Source organism: Paenibacillus sp. LS-5, from assembly GCF_056121505.1.
The window spans coordinates 141955-165462 of record NZ_JBWAVA010000003.1 but is presented as its reverse complement, the minus strand read 5'-3'; the positions used below and the strand labels follow the sequence as shown (position 1 = coordinate 165462).

Genomic DNA, 23508 nt, shown 5'->3' with positions numbered 1-23508 from the left:
ACAGGGAGGGAACATTAATGGCAGATTTGAGTATCAATCTTGCAGGAATCAAGTCACCCAATCCATTCTGGCTGGCCTCTGCACCGCCCACCAACACCGGTTATCAGGTACAGCGTGCCTTTGAAGCAGGCTGGGGAGGTGCGGTGTGGAAGACGCTCGGAGAGCCGGTTATTAACACCTCATCACGTTTTGCAGCGGTACACTTTAACGGACAGCGCGTAGCGGGCTTTAACAACATTGAGCTGATCACAGACCGTCCTCTTGAGGTGAACCTGAAGGAGATCTACGAGACGAAGAAAAGATTTCCGAATCACGCGATTATCGCCTCCCTGATGGTGGAGCCCAAGCGGGAGAAGTGGCATGAAATCGTTAAGCGGGTCGAGGCAGTCGGCGTAGATGGGCTGGAGCTGAACTTCGGTTGCCCGCACGGCATGGCGGAACGCGGGATGGGTGCAGCCTCGGGCCAGCAGCCTGATCTGGTGCAAGCCCAGACGACCTGGGTGAAGGAAGTAGCGACAACACCCGTCATAGTGAAGCTGACGCCGAACATTACTGACATTACGGTTGTAGCCCGTCACGCGGTCAAGGGCGGCGCGGATGCGATCAGTCTGATTAATACGATCAACAGCCTGGCTGGCGTGGACATCCACAGCTGGAATACGATTCCGAATGTAGGCGGTCAAGGTGCGCATGGCGGTTATTGCGGTCCGGCTGTGAAGCCGATAGCCCTCAGTATGGTCGCTGAATGTGCCCGCGACCGCGGTGTAGGTGTACCGATCTCCGGGATCGGCGGCATCTCCACCTGGCAGGATGTAGTCGAATTCATGCTAATGGGGTCAACGGGCATCCAGGTGTGCACGGCAGTAATGCATCACGGGTTCCGGATTGTCGAGGAGATGATCGACGGTCTGAACAATTATCTGGATGACAAAGGCCTTGCTTCGGTCACGGAGCTGATCGGCAAGTCGGTACCGAAGTACTCCAACTGGGGCGATCTGGACCTGAATTACAAAGTTGTGGCCCGGATTAATGAAGAGAACTGCATCAACTGCAATAAATGCCATATTGCCTGCGAGGATGCCTCGCATCAATGTATCGATATGCTGACGAATGCCGAGGGCAAGGCGATTCTGCAGGTGCGTGAGGAAGACTGTGTAGGCTGCAATCTGTGTTCGATTGTCTGCCCGGCAGACGGTGCGATTGATATGGTCGCTCTGGACAGCGGAGCAGCGCCAATGACCTGGAATCAGCGGAATAAAGTGATCAGCGGCTTGAACGGCGCATATTCGGAAGCGGAGGTGGTATAAGGATGAAGAAGATCATCAAAAACGGTATTATAGTTACCGCAGCCGACACCTATAAGGCAGATATCCTGGTGGAAGACGGGATTATCACCGGAATTGGTCTGAATCTGGAAGCACCAGGTGCGGAGATCATCGACGCTTCCGGCCATTATGTATTTCCGGGGGGCATCGATCCCCATACCCATCTGGATATGCCCTTTGGCGGCACGGTAACCGCCGACGACTTCGAGACCGGAACCATTGCCGCCGCTTACGGGGGGACGACAACGGTCATTGACTTCTGCCTGACCACCAAAGGCCAGCCGCTGCAGCAGGCTGTAGACACCTGGCACCGCAAATCGGTGGATAAGGCTGTCATTGACTACAGCTTTCATCTGATGGTCTCCGAGCTGAACGATGCCGTGCTCGGCGAACTGCCGCAGATTATTGAGAAGGAAGGCATCACCTCGCTGAAGGTGTTCATGGCTTACAAGAATACCTTCCAGGCCGATGACGGCGTGCTGTACAAGACGCTGCAGGCTGCCAAGCGGGAAGGTGCACTGGTCATGGTCCATGCCGAGAATGGCGACGTGATTGAATATCTGGTGGAGCAGGCCTTGGCCGCCGGTAACACCGACCCGATCTATCACGCCTTGACCCGGCCTCCGGAGCTGGAGGGGGAAGCTACCGGCCGGGCCGCTTCGCTGACAGAGCTGACCGATTCGCAGCTCTATGTGGTGCATGTTACCTGTGCTGAAGCGGCCTGGAAGATCGCTGAAGCCCGCCGTAAAGGGCTGCGTGTCTACGGTGAGACTTGTCCACAGTATCTCGTACTCGATCAGACGGCACTGGAGAAGCCGGATTTCGAGGGGGCCAAGTATGTCTGGTCCCCGCCGCTGCGCGAAGCGTGGAACCAGGAGGTGCTGTGGGATGCGCTCTGGAGCGGTACGCTGCAGACGATCGGCTCCGACCAGTGCTCATTTAACTTCAAGGGACAGAAGGATCTGGGTCTGGGCGACTTTTCGAAGATTCCGAACGGCGGACCAACCATTGAAGACCGGTTCAGCGTGCTATACTCCGAAGGTGTACAGAAAGGCCGCATTTCTCTTAATAAATTTGTGGATATAATCTCAACATCGAGCGCCAAGCTGTTTGGGCTGTTCCCGCAGAAAGGCACCATTGCTGTAGGCAGTGATGCAGATCTCGTTATATTCGACCCTTCAGTAGAAAGAACCCTTTCTGCTGGGACCCATCATATGAACGTGGATTATAATCCCTTTGAAGGCATGGAGGTCAAGGGTGAGCCCGTCTCCGTGCTCAGCCGGGGTGAATTCGTCATCCGTGACAAGCAGTTTGTCGGCAAGGCCGGGTCAGGCAAATACCTGCACCGCAAACGGTTCGAAGCGGAAGCGCCGCGTCCTGCCCAAGCCGAAATCAGCGGAGGAGTGGTCTGAATGTCTGCATATGCCGAGTTCGACAAAGAACGGCAGGAGGTTGACGCTCTGCTGCTGCAGGGTTACTCCATAACCGGTATACATGAAGATCTGGATGGAGCGAAAGTGAAGTTCACCAGCAGCGATCCGGCTAAAAGCTCTCTAGAGCTGCTGCTGCTCACAGCCGATGCGCGCAAGCATGTGACGACACTGCTTTTTGCCGGAACGAAACCAGTTGTCCACATAGAAACGCATATGTAAGTTGTCATAAACGTTAAGGCTGTGATCTTGGGATCACAGCCTTTTGGTTGTCCGCGTGTTCATCCGTTGTGCGTCAAGACACCGCATCCAGCGAAAAGTATTGTATAATTGAGGCTCAATGTTAAGCAATTTCAACTATGGATGAGGAGAGCTGAAATCCAATGTTTTCTTTAGATATAATGTCCTGGCTTACGGAGGAGCGTCTTCGGCAGCTATTGGAGCAATACCGGTCCCTGGGGCCTCTTCCGGGAGTAGGTCTCACTTTTATGAAATCTTTCGTGCCGCCGTTGCCGACGATTGCAATCGTAGGGCTCAATGGGGCAGTGTACGGGCTGTGGCTGGGCTTTTTGTATTCATGGCTCGGACTGGTTGCGGGCTGTGTAACTACATTCCTGATTATCCGTAAAATCGCCTCCCACCCCTACTTGCGGAAGTGGGCGCTGCGGCCCAAAGTGGCGAAGAGCATGACCTGGGTCCGCAACAGCGGCTTCAGCTATGTTTTTCTGCTCAGCCTCTTCCCGGTCGGACCGTTTGTTGTAATCAATATGGCGGCCGGACTGGCCCAGATGCGGCTGCGCTCGTATCTGATTGCGCTGTGTGCAGGCAAAGCCATTATGGTATTCGCTGTCACTTATATCGGAAATGACATGGAACGGTTCATCCGGAATCCCGGGGAAATTCTCTATGTACTACTCTTTATTGGGGGATCGCTCTGGGGGGTTAAGGCTATTGAGGCCCGGTTCGCCCGGGCCGCGCGGGTGGGTGAGAAGATTCTTTCTGCAGATGAATCGCTACAACACGAATAAATCCCGGACGGGAGCTCTGGATCCGTCTTCTTCGGAAAGATGAAGCCAGCTGTTAGTAGTGCGGTTATACCGGTAATCCTGCCGCCATACCCCGATGTTGCAGGTGATGCAGCGGATGGCGCTTATCATTCGCTCCACCTCACTATCAGTCATAATAGGGTGAAGGGAGAGGCGGACCCAACCAGGCTTGAGGGATTGATCGCCAGCATAAATAGCCTGGATAAATTCACGGGAGTGTTCCCGGTCAAGACCCAGCAGATGATGACCGTAAGGTCCAGCGCAAGAGCAGCCTCCGCGTGCCTGAATGCCAAACCGGTCATTCAACAATCTGACCACGAGATTATAATGAATCTCCTGTAAATTGAAGGATACGATGCCGTGGCGCTGCTTATGTTCTCCTGCAAGGATCGTGCAGCCCGGGATTGTTCCGAGTCCGGAGAGCAGTCTGCTGCACAGCTGCTGCTCTCTCTTCATCATGAATCCGCCGGCTCCGTTCATGGCATCCTTCAGCTTCAGGCACAGCGCTGTACGGAAGGCCTGCAGGAACCCCGGAGTCCCGCTGTCTTCACCAATCTCGACCGTATGGATATAGCGGCGCCCTCCCCAGGCATCGACCCAGATCACGGTTCCCCCGCCGGGTTCATCCGGCTGCCGTCCTCTCTTTAAATCTGCATCGAAGACAAGTACTCCGCCTGTGCCGGGACCGCCCAGAAATTTATGGGGTGAGAAAAAAACAGCATCCAGCCGCTCGAGCGGATCGTCAGGATGCATATTGATGGATATATATGGAGCGCTGGCAGCAAAATCAACAAAACAGACTCCGCCGTGGCGGTGCATCGCCGCAGCGAGCTTGTGATAAGGAGTCAGGATTCCAGTGACGTTGGAGCAGGCCGTGAAGGAGCCAATCTTGAAGCGGCGGTTCCGGTAGAGCATCAGCAGATGCTCCAGCTGCCGCAGGTCAACCGTTCCATCTGATCCGGCAGGGACAGTGATGACATCACCGATGCCTTCCTGCCAGGGCAGCAGATTGGAGTGATGCTCCATGTGACTGACAAAGATGACCGGACGATCCTCAGAGGGGCACACATACTCTCCCTGCAGCCACTCGGGAAGTTTCAGGCCCATCAGCCTCATCAGTTTATTTACTGCGCCTGTAGTGCCGTTTCCGCAGAAAAGCAGAGCATCACCGGGCCCTGCGTTCACATGGTCCCTGATGATTCTCCGCGCTTCATTATAAGCCTCGGTCATTGTCAGCCCGGTGGTATTGGATTCTGTATGGGGGTTGCTCACGTAGGGTCCGAAGCTCTCCTGGATTTTACGCTCAATGGGTTCATACAGCCTTCCGCTGGCTGTCCAATCAGCATAGAGCAGCGGCTGCCGGCCATAAGGCGTTGAAATCACATGCCTGCTCCCAATAGTATGCTCACGAAAAGCTGCGAAATGCTCCTGCAAGGAAGCGGGCTCCTCTGCTATAGTGGTGCGGTGGATACTCAGCACGGACAATCCCTCCAGCCAATGATATCTTTATGGCCCAGTATATGCCCGCTTATAGAAATAGGTTAAAGCCCAGAACCCGACCGTAAGAGTCGGGCTAGATGAACAGCTGCATATCACTTTCAAGCGCGTCCTTCAGATAAGTGGCGGCATCAATAATCTCGACCTCAGGCAGGAGCTCCTCCGGCTTGAAGCCCATAATTTCAACAGAGAGCTTGCAGGCATAGAACTTGATGTTCTTGTGGCGGGCTCCCTTCAAAAAATGAATCAGCTTCGGCGCCCCCTGATCCTCGATCATTTCTTCCAGCATCATCTTCCCGAGGCCGCTGAAATTCATCCGCGAGAGCGGAAGCTGCTCCGGCCCCTTCGGGGTAATCACATCCATGAGCTTTTCGTAAATCGTTTTATCCTCCAGTGTCATTTTGTCCGGATCCCGTACCAGGAACAATCCCCAGAACGTGAAGAACATCGTGACTTCGACGTCGATATCCCGGGCGGTATTGGCTAGAATCAGCGCCGCCATTGCCTTGTCATACTCCCCGCTGAACATCAGCAGGTTCATTCGTTTACCCATTCCTCTTATCCCTCCATAGACACCCAAGATGTCATTAGTATGGTTGTGGAGAGGAGAAGTATGCTTCCGGTCACAGGTTGTCCGCAGTTATGCCTTAACCACGTTCTATTTGGAGGGATAGAGCTCAGTTTAGAAAAAGAGGCGGCTGTAATTCAACCCGCCGCTTCCCGAACGGAACGAGCCTGGCGTCTGGCCAGTCAGCTTTTGAAACACCTTGATGAAATAGCTGCCGCTGGAATATCCAACCTGGGATGCAATGCTCTCAATGCTCCAGTCGGTGGTGCTCAGGAGTTCTACAGCGCGTTCAATCCGGGTCCGGTTCAAGTATTCATTGGGGGTCAGGCCGACATATTTGCTGAATGTACGCAGCAGGTGGAATTTGGAGAGTCCCATTTGCTCGGCTAGCTGCTCCTGGCCGATCATGGAGCTGTAGTGGGTTTCGATGAATTGGACAGAATCCCGAATAGCAGCAGGCCATTCCACTGCATCCCGTGGTCCGCCCAAAGAGAGTCTGCCGAGCTCCATCATGAATTGATGCAGCAGGGAGGAGGCAATGTAGGGATCTGAGATTCTTCCCGAATGGGCTTCACGGACAATATCGCGCAGGATACGGATTGGCCTGCTGCCCGGGACAATGGCCGGCGCCTCTCCGAGCTTGGACTTAATGTCTTCCCATAGCGGGAGAAGAGGCTGCGGCCTGAAGAGCAGGAAATAAAACTCCCATGGCACCGAATCACCCGGATGGTAATAACGGTGGCTGCCGGGGATTTCAGTGAGGAACGCCCGCCCGGGGCCGATGCGGTGGGTCCCCAGCTCTGTCTCGAACATTCCTTGTCCTTCTACGGTATATTGGAACAGCAGCAGCGGGCCATCCGTACGGCTCATGCCATTCCAGTGATAGGAAGAATCTGTCACGATCTCATGTCCGACTGCAAAGAGATTGCAGAGCGGTAGACGGTCCGGCTCATTGAAGCGGAAGCCGTAGACCCCGTGGCTGTTTTTGTGTGTCACAGAATCCCTCCCTATAGAATGTGAACTTGAGAATGCTCAGGCTATTCCGCGCTTGAATCCTGTTCTGCAGATTCTATATTCTTGGGGTGGCGCAAGTCATAACGGCGGGCGGCCAGCCAAATACTGCCGGTGAACAGCACAATGAGACCGAGGATGATCCCAAAACGCCAGTCCCCTGCTTTGAAGTTGAGCTGGAGCACTGTCAGTACAAGCGCGACTTGAGTCCAGACCAAAGTTCTTTTACGGAAAGCGGTAATATCTCCAGCCATTGTTGGCATGCCGCGGATCACGCGAAATGCGATTAAGGCAAGAATCAGCGCGAAAGCAAGGGTTGCAATCCATTCTGGGGTTGTTAGCGTATTCATATGTTTCTCAAATTCCTTTCGGTTTAACATCAGGCTGTTACCGTCCGTTGAAGGACGGCACAGCCGGTTCTTTTATTATACTGGCTAAAGCTTATGAAGCAACTTTATGAATATCTTCGGGAGGCAGCGGCGGGTAGAAAAAGAAGCCCTGAATATGCGGGCAATTATGCTTAATGAGGAATTCAAGCTGCTCCTGTGTCTCCACGCCCTCGGCAATCAGGTCATAACCAAGCTGCGAGGCAACGAATACAATGGACTTGATAATCGTCTCATCAATCGAACTGACACCGATGCCGGTGATGAAGGTGCGGTCGATCTTGATTTTGTTCACGGGAAAATGCTTCAGGTAGTTCAGCGAAGAATACTTGGTGCCGAAGTCGTCGATCGAGACCACGATGCCGTGATCCCGCATCTGCTGCAGCAGCGGATAATGCTCTTCAAGGAGAGCCGTACTCTCCGTAATCTCGAACTCCAGCACACTCGTCTCCAATCCATATTGGTCAAGAACGGCAAGCAGATTCTCGATCAGGTTGCGGTTGTAGAACCAGCTGTTGGAGATATTGATGGAGGTCCGAAGCAGCGGGAGCCCCATCACTCTCCATTCACAGAGCTGGCGGCACACTTCGCGGAGCACCCAGTCTGTAAGCTGAATCATCAGTCCGGCTTCTTCCACGGCTGCAATGAAGGTCCCTGGCCCAATTAATCCTTTCTCCGGATGATTCCAGCGGATCAGTGCCTCCAGGCCGATCATTTTACCGGTAACGGCGTTGATCTGCGGCTGATAATGAAGCACGAACTCTTCACGCTCCAGGGCGGTATGCAGATACTTGGCGATCATCGTCTTCTGCTCCAGCTTCTCACGCAGTTCCCAATCAAAGATAAAGTAGTTCGCATCTTCCTGAAGTTTGGCCTGATACATTGACATGTCTGCGAATTTGAGCAGATCATCCTTGTTCAGCGAATGCTCCGGATACAGGGATATACCTATACTGGTCGATAAGCTCAAATACGCACCGGAAATAAGCAGCGTCTCCGAGATCAGCTCGCTGATCTGACCGGCTATGACGTGAATATCCTCCCGGGAAAGGTCGGAGAAGATCATGACGAATTCGTCACCGCCGGTCCGTGCGAACAATTTGAAGGGCAACTTTTCGCTTTTCAGCCGGTTGGCAAGCGTCTTGATTACCTGGTCTCCGGTAGAGTGACCCAGTGTATCATTGATTTCTTTGAAGCGGTTGAGATCGAAAAAGAACAGTGTATAAGTCTGGGTCAGCTCTGCCGACTGCAGCAGGCGTTCGAATTCGTCCATGAAATAACGGCGGTTGGGTATTTCAGTTAGACTATCGTAATGCGCAAGCTTCTCATACAGACGTTTGGACACCCGCAGATCCCGTGTACGTATGTTGACGATACGTTCCAGGTCACGGTTGAAACGGTTTTGGTGCCAGAAGATATAGAGAATAAATGCTATGACAAGCAAGAAGGCGATATCAATCCAGAGCACACTGCGCAGCACCTCCCATTTCTTCTGTGTGGGCAAGGGGATGCTCATGAGCCAATGCTGATTATAGAGGGTAACCGGAACTGTAAGCTGTCCTCCTTCCGTATGGGAAGGATTGCCGAACAGAAAGCTATGGTTGTCTGCGGTGACAGAAATTTGGGTATCCTTCAGCGGAAGCTGCTCCACAATGTTATCAATCTTCAAGGTTACGGAGACGATGCCGGCAAAGGAGCTGTCTTTATAGATAGCTTGTCTGATCACCATACCGTAGCCACCCTGGGCCAGTGTCCGTGGTCCGTCTATTGTAATGCCGCGGGAACGTATCGTTTCTTGTATCATCCCGGGTGAGGAGAGTGCTGAATCGAGCAGCAGGCTCTTGCCCAGAATCGCTGTATTGCCGGGTAGAGGATATAAATAGCGGATGAGGCCGTCCGGAGCGATCATGATATTCATAACGTTGTTTGAATTGTTGCGGTATGCGGTGACTAGATATTGGTTAATCAGGGTTGGATCAGCATCAAAGCCGACCGTTTGAATAAAGGAACTAACGCCTTTGACAATCGAGACTCGCTCTTCAAGGTTCGATAATAGCATGACTGCTTGTGAGGAGAGGTCGGCTTTTTCTGCCCGATATTCCCGGTCTAATGATAAAGAATAGTAATAGAACAGAGAGAGCTGAAGCACGACTAAGAAGCCGAGAATGATCGTTAAAGGCTTTTTATTAATGAAAGCCATAGAGTGCCTCCGATATCGAAAAAATTCAACATTACATTTGTTACAAGTAAAAGGGACTAAGCCGTCCAGTATAAGAGGCTTCGCCGGTTCCAGCACCGCAGGAAAAATGTCGATATATGTCGTAGGTGTCTCTATAGCATGTCATCTTTATCATCTTTGTGCAAGGGGGAAGGTTACAGGATTCCGGCAAAATTAAAACGGATAAACACGTTCTGCATCAGAGCAGATTGTATTTATCCGTTGCGGTTAAAAATCTATTTTTTGAAGATTCCAAACGGAGCTCCGATTGGCAGGAAAGTGCGTCCGAAATGAGCGTTAAGCACTGATGCCCCGCAGCCGTAAAGGGATACAACGCCGATAGCCAGCTCCGAGCAGGCAGCTACCTTATGGAAGAATTCAGCAGCGACCCCGAAGGAATCCATCGTCAGGCCGAGGAACAGGAAATCAATTAACACAAAGATGATGAGCAGAACGCGGTTTGCTTCTACTGCACCAAGCGTCATAAATAGTGTGAACACCAGATATCCTAGAAAAACAAATCCGAGCTGTTTGGGATCAATACCTTCCGCCAGAACTGTTCCAAATACCCCGAGCTTGATCAGCCAGCTTGCGGCCATGCCGAACCAGAAGAACGCATAAGCTCCAAAAGCAGTCATGCCAAAGGTGTTGTTGTGCTTAGCATCCTGAATGGATGCGAACAGCTGGGCGAAGGCTCCAAGGAAGATTGCCCATGGGATACAGTAGCTGAGACCTGTTGTAATTTCGAGCTTTTGTGAAGAAGCGACCAGGGTAACGATAGCTAATCCGAACAGGCCGATGGCGCTAGGGTCGGCGGTGATGATTTTGACGGATTGAGTGTTTGGCGATTGCGCTGACATAACAATAAATGCCTCCAATTTTCATAAGTGTTCGCATAGGATAACAGCACCCAAAAGCGGTGCTGTTATCAGCTTGCCTATCATATCATATCGTCTGAAACTTGCCTATAAAGGAACTGTTCATTTTCTGAATTTTCCTGTAACAAAAAAGCAGGGATATCCCCAGCCTTAACAGGCTTGCTGATATAGTAGCCCTGAAGCTCGTCACTCCCCAGGCTTCGCAGCATTTGGAACTGCCCCGGATGCTCAATGCCTTCGGACACCACGCACAGTCCAAGATTGTGACTCAGCTCGATAATGGCTTTGACCAGAACATCCCCCTGTGGGTCCGGGGTCATCTCGGAGACAAACGAACGGTCAATTTTGATCACATCGACAGGGAACCGCCGCAGGTAGCTGAGCGACGAGAATCCGGTGCCGAAGTCATCAAGCGAAATGCGGAATCCATTTGCTCTAAGCTGCTGCAGGGACTGGAAGATGCTGTCGCCGGAGACGAGTACACTCTCTGTGATTTCAAGCTCCAGGCAGGAAGGGGGCAGCCCGAATTCATGAAGCAGCTCCAGGAGCAGATCTAGCAGTCCGGGCTGCATCAGCTGGACCGCTGAAATGTTAACTGCAGCTGTTAGGAACAGGCCTTGCTCCCGAAACTTCTGCACATCGGCGCAGACCTGCCGCAGCACCCAGCCCCCGATACTGACAATGGAGCCGCTGGTTTCTGCGAGCGGGATGAACTCTGCGGGAGAAATGGCCCCATGGGACGGGGTTGTCCAGCGCAGCAGGGCTTCCACTTTATGCACCTGCAGATCCCTACTATTAAGAATTGGCTGGTAATGCACCTCGAATTCATCATTAGCGGCAGCAGACAACAGCAGCTGGGACAATACCTTTTTACGCCGGATACTCTCTTCCAGGTCTTCAGAGTATTGGAGAATATTGTTTCTTCCCGTCTCTTTGACATGGAGCATCGCCAGATCGGCCTGCTTCACCAGATAGTCGGCGTCCTCCCCGTTTTGAGGATAGATACTGACACCAATGCTTGCTGTATTGTAGAGGAGATGCCCTTGGATATGATGCGGCATGGAAAGAATCTCTTGAATACTCGACAGCCGGTCGCATATGGAGACGGAATCGGGGATGTCTGAGAGGAGTATAGTGAATTCATCGCCGCCTAGGCGTGACACCACATCATGCTGGCCGACAACCTGCGTAATCCGGAAGGCCGTTTCTTTGAGCATGGTGTCGCCGAAATCATGGCCAAGCGTATCATTCACGGTCTTGAAATGGTCCAGATCGATAAAGACGAGGGCTATCTGACGGCTGCTGCCTTTCATGGCGTCAATCGCAGCGTTAAGCTTCGCGAAAAAGAGCGCACGGTTGGGTAACTGGGTTAGCGGATCAAGCATCGATTGATGGCGGAGATCATCTTGTGCCTGCTCCAGAGAATCAATCATCCGGTTGAACGCATGCTCTACGTCGCTGAATTCATCTTTTCCGGTACTAGGGATCCGAATGGATAAGTCCTTACTGTTGCCAATAGCGCGGATATTAGTAATTAATGAGGACATTCTTCCCAGAATGGAGCGGTTCACGAAGGCCATGCTTCCTATGCAGATAAGGATAGTTATCAAAAAGAAGAACAGCCGGAAGCTGTAGACGGAGTCCTGGCCGCTCTCATAGATCCTGCGGGATTGATGTAGTGTAATGACCATGCCCGGATTACCGAACAGATCGTCTACGATGGTATGAACCGACATCATGCTGCTGGATACCGGACTCATCCAGAGTTTCTTTCCTCCGCTTTGTGCGAGCATTCCTGAGGTCACTCTTGTCATTTGAATACTGGAGGAACCGTCAGCCCGGATATGGGTGATCTCCTCCTGATTAAGCATTCTTCCTGCAATGGCTGTGCCGATTACCGGTTGATCTTTGAGGCTGTTGACAATGGGCGTGAGGGTAACCAGCATCGGACCCTTATCCAGAATCACAATTCCGGATTGACTATCATTTGGACCGGAAAGGGCCGGCAGCCGGCTGTTCATCAATCTGAAAAGGGTATGGAACTCCGGTGTCAATGGGGAAATACTCCTGAAGTTCGAATCATATGTACCGCCATATAGAGGCTGTCCCGATTTGTCCAGCAGGGCAATCATATCGAAGTGATTGACTTCATAGGTAGTCCTATTGAAGATACTGCGGATAATAGCGTCATTTGCGGCAATGGAACCTTCGGCCGTACGGCCCGACTCTGCAAATCCATAAGTCTCATCCCGGAGTGAATAATTCAGCATACTGGTCTTCATATCAAGCAGTTCCTCCTGATAAGAGGATAGTGTATCCGCCAGGCTATCCTTTAGGGCGGCTTCATCCAGCTTCTCGAAGCGGTTTAGCATGGTGAGGTGCAGAAGCAGGTAAGTAACCCCTAAGGCAAGCAAGGCAACAACAAAAGTAAAGATTACAATTTTTTTGCGTAGCTTCATGATGCTCCCCTTTAAAGTATTTCAGATCAATAGGAAATAAGTACTATAACAAATATTGTACCATGATAAGGGAATATTTTGCAGCGATTTTCTGTCCGATATGTCGAATTTTGATGTATAATAGTCTAACGATAATTATTATTAATTAATAATAGAAGGAGATAAAGCCTCTGTATGAATAAATGGACTCTATTTAAGAAGGCTTCACGGTTTGAAGTTATCCCCGTTATGTTAATACCAGTTGTCTTGGGTACTGTCGGGGCATATGTATGGGAGGGGGATTTTCACCCGTTTTTATTTGTTGTCACGATTATCGGAGCTGCTGCGGCCCACTTGTTCTCCAACATGGTGAATGATATATGGGATTTCCGCAACGGAACGGATACGGAGGCGCTGAATACACCAGGGGTGATCACGACCAACTCGGGATTTCTGTCGGGAGGTGTGCTGTCCGAACGGGTCTTCACCTATCTGACATGGGGGTTGCTTGCGCTTGCTGTGCTCTGTGGAGCGGTGCTCAGCGTTTACAGCGGCTGGGAGATCCTATGGTTTGTGGCGGGCGGAGCGTTAATCGCATATTTTTATGTTGCTCCGCCGCTGCGTTTTGGCTATCGCGGCAAGGGATATAGCGAACTGGCTATTTTCCTCTCTTTTGGACTGATGCCTGTAATGGGTGCTTATTTTGTGCAGACCGGCGAATTCAGCCTGAAGGCGGCGCTGCTGTCGATGCCAGTCGGACTTCTCACTACCCTGCTGCTGTTCAATCATCACTTTCTGCACTGGAGAGCGGATGAACAGGCAGGCAAACGGACCCTGGTTGTCGTGTGGGGAGAACGCCGGGCACTGGTCTTCTCGCATGTTCTGCTCTATACCTCCTATGTATCGCTGATCATTTGTGTTCTGCTGGGTGTGCTACCTGTATACGCCCTTCTGGCGCTCTTGACTGCCATTGCACCGATGCATGTCTATCGTAGTCTGCAACCGGAAAATGCCTCAGCAGCCTATCTGCCGCTGATGGGCGCGTCGCTGAAGGCATCTGTACGCTGTGGAGCAATTATGATTGTGGCTCTGCTTATCCAAGGGCTGATCTAACTTCTGCAGCCACTATATATAGAAAGAGAGTGAACTTATGGACAACAACATACCCGTCAGTGAGAATACTTCAGAAGCTGTAAGCCAGCAGACTGTACTCGGAGATTTCCATACGATTCTGTCAGAGGGCAAGGTCTGGAAGACAGGCGGCTTCACCCTGCCGGACGGTTCTTTCTGGGCTTACCGCGAGCCGGAGGCTGTAGTGATTGTACGCAATGGGTATTTGTATGTGCGTGCACAGTTGAGCCGTCAGAATAATCAGGTGCAGATTCTCGACAATGCGAAGCATATGTATTATTCTGCAGAGCCGGTGAAGGTACCGGAGGATGGGGAGATCAGCTTTGAACTTCAGATCCGCGCCCGTACACAGGGTACCGCGCCAGGCGACCTCTATGACGGCTATGTTTCGCTGAATCTCCTTGATTTCACAACAGGGGCCGCGCTGGACTTTTTTGCCGGGAATGATCAATATGCCAGTGTCTACGGCATCCTGCCTTTCCCGGGTGTTCAGGTTCCCGATACTGGAGGAACCAAGTATTTCTGCATTTTTGCAGAGGATACCGACTTTAAACCACGTGAATTCAACACTTACAAGATCTCATACCACCGCGGCAAGGATGAGGCGTTATTCTATGTGAACGGCAGGGAAGTGCGCCGGGAGCACGTGCCGATCAAATTGAACGGCTTTACCGTTGCCTTGGGAATCATGACGGAAAAGGATCTGACGCCCGAAGGCAGCGTGTCCGCGCATGGACAGACAGTGATTGCTGAATGGTCCCCGGTTACGATTACCACTACCGGAGCATAACCGCGCTTATTTGACAGATAAGGATGTATGGCCGTGAATGTAAAAAGTTTCTTGCGATTTGTTGAGCTGCCCACGAAGGTGGCGAGCATGCTGCCTTTTATGCTGGGGACCTTGTATGCCCTGTACCGTTTTGAGGATTTCTATGTTCTTCGCTTTGCGCTGATGCTGGTGTCCCTGCTGAGCTTTGATATGGCGACAACGGCAATCAACAATTATTATGATTTTAAAAAGGCAGCCAAAACGCATGGCTACGGCTATGAAACGCATAATGCTATTGTTCGCCACAAGCTGAAAGAGAGTACGGTCGTTATTACCATTGCTGTGCTGCTGGTGCTTGCGGTGGGCGGCGGAATTGCGCTGGTTGCCGAGACCGGGTTGCTGGTATTTCTGCTGGGAGGCTTGTCCTTCCTGATCGGCATTCTGTACTCATTCGGTCCGATACCGATCTCACGGATGCCGCTGGGCGAATTGTTCTCCGGGTTATTTATGGGTTTTGTGATCATTTTCATCTCGGCCTATATTCACTCGGATCAAAGTGTGGTAACGCTCCTGTTCTCCGAAGGCTGGGTCAGTCTGCATGTTAACATGCTTGAGGTGTTGTATCTCTTCTGGTTCTCCATACCGGCGATTCTCGGGATTGCCGGAATTATGCTGGCCAACAATATCTGTGACATAGAGGATGACATAGATAACCGGCGGTACACGTTGCCTGTGTATATCGGACGCAGTAACGCGCTCCTGCTGTTTAAGTTGCTGTATTATGTCTCGTATGCAGACCTTGTCGTGCTGCTGCTGCTTGGAGTGAACCCTGTGCTGGTGGCTCTGCTCTTGCTGACACTGATTCCGCTGCGGCGGAATATTGCGGAATTCACCCGCAAGCAGGAGAAGGCTACCACCTTCATTCTATCTGTCAAAAATTTTGTGCTGATGAGCTTGGCCCGTATCGTGGTGCTGGGTATGGCTGTTCTGCTGAATGTGATGCTATAATTGCCGTTTCCATAAATAGAGATATGCCGGATTCTATGCTATTGTTTTCATTAAGGACAGGCAGGAAATCTATGACAAGGGAAGGTGTGCACGATGACACAAAAGCTGCGCTGGGGAATCATGGGCTGTGCCCAAATTGCGACAGGTTCGGTTATGCCGGCCATCCAGGAATCGGAGACAGGCGTTATTCAGGCGGTGGCTAGCCGTGGTCTGGACAAAAGCAGCGCCGTCGCCAATGAATTTGGCGTGGCGCAGGCATACGGGAGTTATGAGGAGCTATTAGCCGATCCGAACGTGGATGCGGTATATATTCCGCTCCCGAATCATCTTCACCGGGAATGGGTGATCCGCGCGGCAGAAGCAGGCAAACATGTGCTCTGCGAGAAGCCCATTGCCCTGAATAGCCAGGAGGCGGCGGAGATGGTGGAGGCCTGCCGGAAGGCAGAGGTGCATTTGGCTGAAGCCTATATGTACCGGCATCATCCGCGGATTGCCGAGGTGCGGGAGGTTATATTCAGCGGTGAAATCGGTGAGCTTCGGTCCATCCGCGGGACGTTTACATATAACGATGCTGAAGACACCACTAATATCCGCTTCCGATCAGCGTGGGGCGGAGGTTCCTTGTATGATGTCGGCTGCTATCCGCTCAGTGCCGCGCGGCTGTTATTCGGTGCGGAGCCGGAGGCGGCTACGGTACAAGCGATCTTTTCCCCTGAGCATGACCATGTGGATATGATGGCTTCCGGGCTGGTCGAGTTCCCTGGCGGTGCCAGTCTGATCTTCGACTGCGGCATGTGGGCCTACAACCGGCAGCTGCTGGAGGTCCTGGGGACGGACGGACGGATCGAGATTCCGATGCCCTTCAATGCCAGATTTGACGATGCTGAATTTTTTGTATACTCCGGAGGGGAAGTCCGGCGTGCCCGGGCAACGGGCGCCAATCCGTATGTCCGGCAGGCTGATGATTTTGCCGCCGCCGTCTTTGGGGCGGAGCCAATGTTTGCCTCCGGGGACCCGGTGCAGAATATGATGCTTATTGAGACGTGCCTGGCGTCCGCCCGGCAGCGGGAGAGAATCAGTCTGAAGCAGGATCGGAATAGGGCATAATTGTAATATTCAGGTGAGGATGACATATCGAATGCTGAAGGGAGCGGCCGCTGGCCGTTCTTTTTTTTATCAAGTGTTCTTGTTGCAATTCCTTATAGGTGAACGGTCTGAAATTTGATAGAATAGGATTTATATTGGTAATTACATAAATTTGGAATTATACAGCGTATTCTTGAAGGAGGAGCAGGTTATGGGACTTACAGAGGAGCCGGTGATTTCGATATCAGGATTATGGATGAATTACAGCGACCGGATGGTACTGAGGGGGATCGACCTCGAAGTCTACAGGGGACAGATTATCGGCTATATCGGCCCAAATGGGGCAGGCAAGAGCACCACGGTAAAAATCATGCTGGGTCTGGTGGAAGGCTATACGGGTACGGTGCGGATTTTTGGCAGGGATATTGCGGATGGAGATATCGCCTACAAGCGGAGAATTGGCTATGTGCCCGAGATTGCTGAGCTCTATGACAGCCTGACAGCCCGGGAGTATCTAACATTCATTGGCGAGCTGTACGGTATGAAGCGGAATGAAGCCGATGCCAAGGCGGAACGGCTGATGGGCCTGCTCAATCTGGATAAGGCCTACGATATGCGGATTGCTTCCTATTCCAAGGGGATGAAGCAGAAGGTGCTGCTGATCTCAAGTATGCTGCATGATCCCGATATTCTCTTTCTCGACGAACCGCTTAGCGGTCTTGATGCGAACAGTGTCATGGTCGTGAAAGAGATCTTCGCTTCGCTTGCAGCTCAGGGCAAAACGATCTTTTATTCTTCGCATATCATGGATGTTGTGGAGAAAATCAGCAGCCGGATCATCCTGATCAATGGCGGGGACATTGTAGCGGACGGAACCTTCGCACAGCTTCAGGAGCAGAGCAGGGAGGGATCGCTTGAGGATATCTTTAATCAGCTGACCGGATTCGATAAGTACCGGGATATCGCCGGCGAGTTTGTGGCTGTGCTTGGAGAAGGTGCTCCGCATGAATGATTTCAAGGTGCTGAAGCTGCTTGACCGGCTGCAGGGCATCTTCAAGAGGGCTGGCGTGGATTATGATATGCTCCGCAGTATTCTGCAAGTGAAGCTGACCATGGACGGAAGGCGGACACCGACAGTGCTGGGAACACAGAAGAATGCCCAGGGAACCGAGGGGTCTCCGCTACGGGTGCAGTGGATCTACTTATTGCTCGGACTTATGCTGATTCTATTCGTGATTCCGGACAGCAACTACATGCTGACAATGAGCGTCCTGTTTGCTGTGGTCATGTTCATGATCACGACTACTCTGATCTCTGACTTCTCTTCAGTAATGCTGGATTTACGGGACAAGAACATTCTGTTCTCCAAGCCGGTGGACCGCAGGACTCTAAATATGGCTAAGAGTCTCCATATTCTGATTTATTTGGTTACGCTGACGCTAACCCTAACGGCACCCTCGCTTGTGGTGGCTTTGTTCAAGCAGGGAATATTATTCTTCCTGATCTATGCAGCGGGAATTCTGCTGATGGATGGTTTTATTCTCGTGTTTACCGCCCTGCTCTACTTGCTGATTATGAGGGTCTTTGATGGGGAGAAACTTAAGGATATTATCAACTATATACAAATCATGTTATCCGTAGGGGTTGTGATAGGGTATCAGCTGGTTCCGCGTCTGTTCAATATGACGGATCTGACAGCCTCCTTCCAGCCTGCATGGTGGCAGTATTTCATTGCACCTGTGTGGTTCGCTGCCCCGTTTGAGGTGCTGGTGGGCGGTAGTATGGGGACAGAGTTTATCGTGCTCGCAGTGCTGGCTGTCATGATCCCGTTGCTGCTGCTTGCTGCATATATCCGGCTGATGCCGCTGTTTGAGCGGAGCCTGCAGAAGCTGGCGGAGCAGGGGGCTGCCGGCAGAGACAGTGGCCGTTATCCCCGCCTGGTGTCGGAACTTGTATGTAGGGATAAGGCAGAGGCGATGTTCTTCCGGTTCACATGGTCTATGATGAGGAATGAACGAGATTTCAAGCTGAAGGTATACCCGACTGTCGGGTTATCGCTGGTGCTCCCTTTTATCTTCATATTCAACCAGGTGTGGAGCAGTGATTCGACGGTGCGCACAGAATCCAAGGCCTATTTGTTCATCTATCTCAGTGCCCTGCTGTTGCTGACTGTAGTACAAATGCTCCGCTATTCAGCCAGTTACAAGGGAGCCTGGATTTACAGAACGATTCCGCTGCCCGAAACGGCTCCCGTGTACCGTGGGATGCTCAAGGCAGCGCTGCTGCGGCTTATGCTTCCACTATTTGTTCTGGAATCGGCTGTATTCCTCTGGCTGTTCGGTGCCCGGATTCTTCCGGATCTGGCCGATGTCATGCTGGCATTGCCGTTATTTGCAATCATATGCTTCCGGGTGCTGCCGCAGGCGCTGCCATTCTCGGAGAAATACGAGGCGGCTAAGCAGAAGGACTTCTCGGTGAGTGGATTTGTAATGATCTTTATCCTAATGGGACTGGCAGGCCTTCATTATGTGTTCACCCTTTTCGCGCCTGGGGTGTACATCTATTTGGTAATTCTGGCAGCTGCAAATGTGTGGGTTTGGCGCGCAGCCTTTCCGCGGGAAGATTCGCATGCGGGACAGGTTCCGACCATTGGCGCATAATGCGGATACGTAAGATGGACATTTGCTGCCGGCACACCATAAGTCCGAGTTCCAGTATTTACTTAGACAGTGTATCAAATACAAGGTAGAATACAGCTAAAGTTAACTTACAGGGATTACCTGCGGCGGCGATGATAATTAAACAGATGAAGAGGTCGACTATGGATCAAATGGGAATCCAATATAACCTATGGATTGTTTTGCTATCTTTTACGCTAGCTGCTTCTGCAGCCTATTCGGCGCTAAATTTGATATCACAGGCTTCCCGTACGTCGGGAAACGTAAGACGGTTGTGGCTGCTCTCCGGAGCTTGTGTGCTTGGCAGCGGAATCTGGGCCATACACTTTGTAGGGATGATGGCTAGCCCACTGCCTCTCGAGGTTAGCTATCAAGGTGGCGTAGCTGTTGTCTCGCTGTTCATCAGTATGTTTGCCTGTTATGTATCCCTATGGATGGCTACTATGCCCCGCCAGAGAAAAGGACGCTTGCTTCTAAGCGGCTTGATTCTCGGCAGCGGGATTTCCGCTATGCATTATGTGGGCATGTCCTCCATGAAGATGGAGGCGAGAATTCTGTATGAGATACCTGCTCAAGTGCTTTCGGTTGCCGTTGCTTGTTCAGCCTCGTATGCTGGGGTGTACCTCTTTCGCAGGTTCAAAGACTATCCGGGTTTCAGCCGCTGGAAGCTGTACTCGTCACTGTTCATAGGGACTGCGGTTACGGGGATGCATTACATCAGCCTGCAGGCCAGTCATTTGGAGGAATACAGCCGCCTTGGTACGCAACCTTTTTTTGAGGAGATGAATATCATTCTGCTGACCGGAGTTTCGCTTGTCACCTTTTTTATGCTTGCTGTATCGGGCGGCGCGGTTCTTCTGGACCGGCACGGGCTGGAACGCATGGCTTATCATGATCCATTGACCGGGCTGCCGAACCGTCATGGGCTGGAACGGTACTTCAAGAATGAATTTTTTGGCGGGCACTCTGGTGCTGTGTTTTTTGTTGATTTGGACCGCTTTAAGTCCATTAACGATACCTTGGGACACGATATTGGCGATATGCTGCTTCAGGAGGTTGCGAAGAGATTACAATGTGTGATTGGTACGAAGGGCAAGGTTTTTCGGCTGGGAGGAGATGAATTTCTGATAGCTATTCCGGTCTGCACTACTGAGGATGCCCAGGAGGACGCACACCATATCCTGCAGGAATTGAAGAAGGCTTACAGTATTGAGGGGAATGAGTTGTACGTAACAGCAAGTGTAGGGATCAGTATGGCTCCTGCCCATGGGACTGACCGCTCAGCCCTGATGAAGGCTGCTGACACCGCACTCTATACTTCCAAGGATTCCGGCAAGAATAAGTTCAGCATATTCGATCAGGAAATGAACCGCAATCAGCTCCGCAGGATGTCGCTGGAGAAGGATCTGCGTAAGGCGCTGGCCCGTTCGGAATTTATGGTCGTGTATCAGCCCAAATGGGATTCTCTTCTGAATGTAACCGTTGGTCTGGAGGCGCTGCTGCGCTGGAGACACCCGGAACATGGCATTATTTCACCTGCCGAATTCATTCCGATTGCCGAGGAGACTGGACTGATCGTACCCATTACGTATTGGATGCTACATGATGTATGCAGTCAGAATATGCTCTGGCACAGAGCGAAGGTGGCGAGTGTTGCCGTCTCCATTAACATGTCGGCCCGGATGTTCGAAGGCGGCTCCCTGTATGAAGTGGTTGAGGAAGCGCTGGTGCGCGCCGGTCTGGAACCTCACTTCTTGGAACTGGAGATTACCGAATCGATTGCAATGAACAATATGGAAGAGACGGTAGCCCAACTCTCCAAGCTGCGGAATCTAGGGGTTCGTGTATCACTGGATGACTTTGGAACCGGCTTCTCCTCTCTGGGCAATCTGGATGAAATCCCAGTGAATACACTGAAGATTGACCAGGTATTCATCCGCAAGAGTAAGATGCATTCCAAGAAGGCGATCATCAGTAATATCATTGCCATCGCCAGCAATCTCAACATGGAGGTTGTGGCGGAGGGCGTGGAAACGCCTGAGCAGATTGAACTTCTGCAATCCCTGGGCTGCCGGGTGATGCAGGGCTTTTATTACGGGAGACCGATGCCTGTAAGCGAGCTGGGCCAATGGTTCATTGAGAACACGGCATAATGAAATACATAAGGAATAACCTGCCTCAGGCAGCAAAAAGCGCAGAACCTCATCGGAGCTCTGCGCTTTTTGCTTATACAAATTGAAAAGTCACCTAGATTTTGAATTTCTCTACCAGATCCTGAAGCTTCTCTGCCAGTGAAGAGAGGAAAGCAGCAGAGGATTCTACTTCCTCCATCGCTGCAAGCTGCTCCTGGGAAGAGGCGGAGAGGGTCTCGGCACCTGCAGCCGTATGATTAGAGATACTGACAATATTCTGAATCGCTTCTACCAGCCCGCCAGAGAGGATTCCCAGCTCACGGACAGTCGCTGAAATCTGCTGGCTTTGGGAAGACATGTCGGAGACTGAGGTTTCGATCTCAGAGAAAGACTGCCCCGCAGAGGCAATGAGCTCTTTCCCTTGCAGCATCTCTTCCGTAGAGCGTTTCATCGTCTCACCTGCATTGTCCATCTGGCCAATAATCAGGTTAACCAGCTCCCCGATTTGTGCCGCAGAGTTGGCGGAGCGTTCAGCCAGCTTGCGGACGGAGCCGGCGACAATAGCGAAGCCCCGGCCTTCTTCTCCGGCACGGGCGGCTTCTATGGCCGCATTCAGTGCGAGCAGGTTGGTTTCTTCGGCGATGCTGGCGATCGTGCCAACAATGTTCTCAATCTCCTTGGAATGGCTGCCCAGTGTAGTGATAATGTCGGAAAGATCTTGAATGCTTCCGCTCATTACACCTATCTGTGTGGTTGTGGAGTCAATGGACTGCCGGCCCATGCGGGCTTTGAGGGCGTTACTCGCAGCAGTATCCATAGCACTGTCGGCATTGTCGGCGATCTCCGCGATGAAGCGGGACATATCCTGTACTGCTTTGTAGCTTCCTTCCAGTTCCTTCAATTGGGAATTCGCCCCGTCGGCAAGCTCAATAGTAACATTCACACTGTGTTCCCCGGCGCGGTTCGTCTCCTGGGCGCTGGCGGACAGCTCCTGGGACGAAGAGGCAACCTGCATGGAGGTATCATTTACCTGGGTGATCAGCTCACGCAGGCTCAGTGTCATATCATTGAAGTTGCGGGCCAGTGTCCCGATTTCATCTTTGCTCTTGAAAAGCAGTGGTTCGTGGGTAAGGTCGCCTCGTGCAATAGTATTCACGGAACCCGACAGCTTGGTGAGCGGGCTGACCATGCGGCGGATCAACAGATAAGCGGCAAGTATGGCTACGATCAGAATGGATGCGCCGATAATAAAAGGCTGAACAATAATGTCCATGGTCCGTTCCTGGATTAAAGGGCCGTCAAAATTGATCGCCATTAGCGCAATAATAGGCTTGCTGGGGTCATGATCCTGATAAATCGGGCCATATCCGGTTTTGAGCGATGTGCCCTGGTATGTATAAACAGTGGAGTATGCGGAATGCTTCATGGTAGTAATCATGGCTTTATCCTCTTCTGAAAAATAGAAGGGATCACCGGCTTTGTAGCCTCTTTTCTTCAAGCTGGCATCGGCGGCGAGGATCTTACCGTCCAGTGAAAGGATGAATGCTTCTTTAAAGATAGGCTTGTGTGCCACAATCCAGCCGATCCGGTCTTCAATAGCAGCCACTTTGCTGTTATCTCCACCAACAAGTGCCGCAATGTCTGCAGGATCAATCAGGCCAGTTGTGATGTTGGCACAGCCCACCAATTCGATTCCAGCAGCCTCGTCCACCTGATGAAAAGCCGCACGGTAACCAAAGAATCCAATGGAGGACCCAACCAGAAGCAACACAATAAGCATCATCCAGGTTAATTTTGTTGCCAGCTTCATTATTTCTATCACCAACCCTGTTTCTAATGTTTTCAGCAATAGCGCTGTATTGCTTCTACGATTATAGCTTATTAGAGGTATAAGAAAATATTGTATT

At 51.6% G+C, this 23508-nt stretch carries 19 protein-coding genes; 11 read left to right on the top strand and 8 right to left on the bottom strand.

The features are described from left to right. The first annotated feature begins 17 nt into the window (after window positions 1–17). From preA to AC0MA3_RS06290, 4 genes are all read left to right on the top strand, one after another. A complete protein-coding gene (preA, locus tag AC0MA3_RS06305) occupies window positions 18–1307 on the top strand; it encodes an NAD-dependent dihydropyrimidine dehydrogenase subunit PreA (RefSeq protein WP_474655534.1) in 1290 nt (429 codons plus the stop codon). A gap of 2 nt (window positions 1308–1309) precedes the next feature. Next, window positions 1310–2737, top strand: coding sequence for a dihydropyrimidinase (hydA, locus tag AC0MA3_RS06300; RefSeq protein WP_474655533.1), 1428 nt, complete (start codon window positions 1310–1312; stop codon window positions 2735–2737). Then, the gene (locus AC0MA3_RS06295; protein WP_474655532.1) at window positions 2738–2977 is read left to right on the top strand and encodes a hypothetical protein; all 240 of its coding nucleotides are present in this window, start codon (window positions 2738–2740) and stop codon (window positions 2975–2977) included. 161 nt (window positions 2978–3138) lie between these two features. Next, window positions 3139–3783, top strand: coding sequence for a TVP38/TMEM64 family protein (locus tag AC0MA3_RS06290; RefSeq protein WP_474655531.1), 645 nt, complete (start codon window positions 3139–3141; stop codon window positions 3781–3783). Here AC0MA3_RS06290 and AC0MA3_RS06285 read toward each other — a convergent pair. The 7 genes from AC0MA3_RS06285 to AC0MA3_RS06255 form a co-directional block, all read right to left on the bottom strand. After that, window positions 3769–5280, bottom strand: coding sequence for an aminotransferase class V-fold PLP-dependent enzyme (locus tag AC0MA3_RS06285; RefSeq protein WP_474655530.1), 1512 nt, complete (start codon window positions 5278–5280; stop codon window positions 3769–3771). The two genes, AC0MA3_RS06290 and AC0MA3_RS06285, sit on opposite strands and share 15 nt — an antisense overlap. A 94-nt stretch (window positions 5281–5374) precedes the next feature. Then, entirely contained in the window at window positions 5375–5851 is a 477-nt protein-coding gene (locus tag AC0MA3_RS06280) for a DsrE/DsrF/DrsH-like family protein (RefSeq protein WP_379156856.1), read from the bottom strand. Window positions 5852–5980: 129 nt separating this feature from the next. Continuing rightward, window positions 5981–6862 carry a helix-turn-helix transcriptional regulator gene (locus AC0MA3_RS06275; RefSeq protein ID WP_474655529.1) on the bottom strand — a complete coding sequence of 294 codons (882 nt, stop codon included), beginning with the start codon at window positions 6860–6862 and terminating at the stop codon, window positions 5981–5983. A gap of 41 nt (window positions 6863–6903) precedes the next feature. Further along, complete coding sequence (locus AC0MA3_RS06270; protein ID WP_379156863.1) at window positions 6904–7227, bottom strand: hypothetical protein; 324 nt, start codon at window positions 7225–7227, stop codon at window positions 6904–6906. Between the two features lie 91 nt (window positions 7228–7318). Continuing rightward, entirely contained in the window at window positions 7319–9463 is a 2145-nt protein-coding gene (locus AC0MA3_RS06265) for a bifunctional diguanylate cyclase/phosphodiesterase (RefSeq protein ID WP_474655528.1), read from the bottom strand. Window positions 9464–9717: 254 nt separating this feature from the next. Beyond that, window positions 9718–10341, bottom strand: a complete 624-nt coding sequence (locus AC0MA3_RS06260; RefSeq protein ID WP_379156869.1) for an acetate uptake transporter — start codon at window positions 10339–10341, stop codon at window positions 9718–9720. A gap of 80 nt (window positions 10342–10421) precedes the next feature. Next, window positions 10422–12818: an EAL domain-containing protein gene (locus AC0MA3_RS06255; protein WP_474655527.1), complete on the bottom strand. Its 2397-nt coding sequence runs from the start codon at window positions 12816–12818 to the stop codon at window positions 10422–10424. Window positions 12819–12992: 174 nt separating this feature from the next. Between AC0MA3_RS06255 and AC0MA3_RS06250 the strand changes: the two genes are divergently transcribed. The 7 genes from AC0MA3_RS06250 (at window position 12993) to AC0MA3_RS06220 (ending at window position 21622) form a co-directional block, all read left to right on the top strand. Next, complete coding sequence (locus AC0MA3_RS06250) at window positions 12993–13910, top strand: prenyltransferase (protein WP_474655526.1); 918 nt, start codon at window positions 12993–12995, stop codon at window positions 13908–13910. Window positions 13911–13947: 37 nt separating this feature from the next. Then, window positions 13948–14718 (top strand): DUF6081 family protein, encoded by a 771-nt coding sequence (locus AC0MA3_RS06245; protein ID WP_474655525.1) that lies wholly within the window; start codon window positions 13948–13950, stop codon window positions 14716–14718. Window positions 14719–14751: 33 nt separating this feature from the next. After that, window positions 14752–15705, top strand: coding sequence for a 1,4-dihydroxy-2-naphthoate polyprenyltransferase (locus AC0MA3_RS06240; protein WP_474655524.1), 954 nt, complete (start codon window positions 14752–14754; stop codon window positions 15703–15705). 93 nt (window positions 15706–15798) lie between these two features. Next, a complete protein-coding gene (locus tag AC0MA3_RS06235) occupies window positions 15799–16812 on the top strand; it encodes a Gfo/Idh/MocA family protein (RefSeq protein WP_474655523.1) in 1014 nt (337 codons plus the stop codon). A 190-nt stretch (window positions 16813–17002) separates the two neighbouring features. Then, entirely contained in the window at window positions 17003–17803 is an 801-nt protein-coding gene (locus AC0MA3_RS06230; protein ID WP_379156886.1) for an ABC transporter ATP-binding protein, read from the top strand. Next, window positions 17796–19451 (top strand): hypothetical protein, encoded by a 1656-nt coding sequence (locus AC0MA3_RS06225; RefSeq protein WP_474655522.1) that lies wholly within the window; start codon window positions 17796–17798, stop codon window positions 19449–19451. Before AC0MA3_RS06230 ends, AC0MA3_RS06225 begins: the two co-directional genes overlap by 8 nt. A 161-nt stretch (window positions 19452–19612) precedes the next feature. Beyond that, the gene (locus AC0MA3_RS06220; protein WP_474655521.1) at window positions 19613–21622 is read left to right on the top strand and encodes a bifunctional diguanylate cyclase/phosphodiesterase; all 2010 of its coding nucleotides are present in this window, start codon (window positions 19613–19615) and stop codon (window positions 21620–21622) included. 94 nt (window positions 21623–21716) lie between these two features. Here AC0MA3_RS06220 and AC0MA3_RS06215 read toward each other — a convergent pair whose 3' ends face one another. Continuing rightward, a complete protein-coding gene (locus tag AC0MA3_RS06215; protein WP_474655520.1) occupies window positions 21717–23411 on the bottom strand; it encodes a methyl-accepting chemotaxis protein in 1695 nt (564 codons plus the stop codon). Window positions 23412–23508 lie beyond the last annotated feature (97 nt).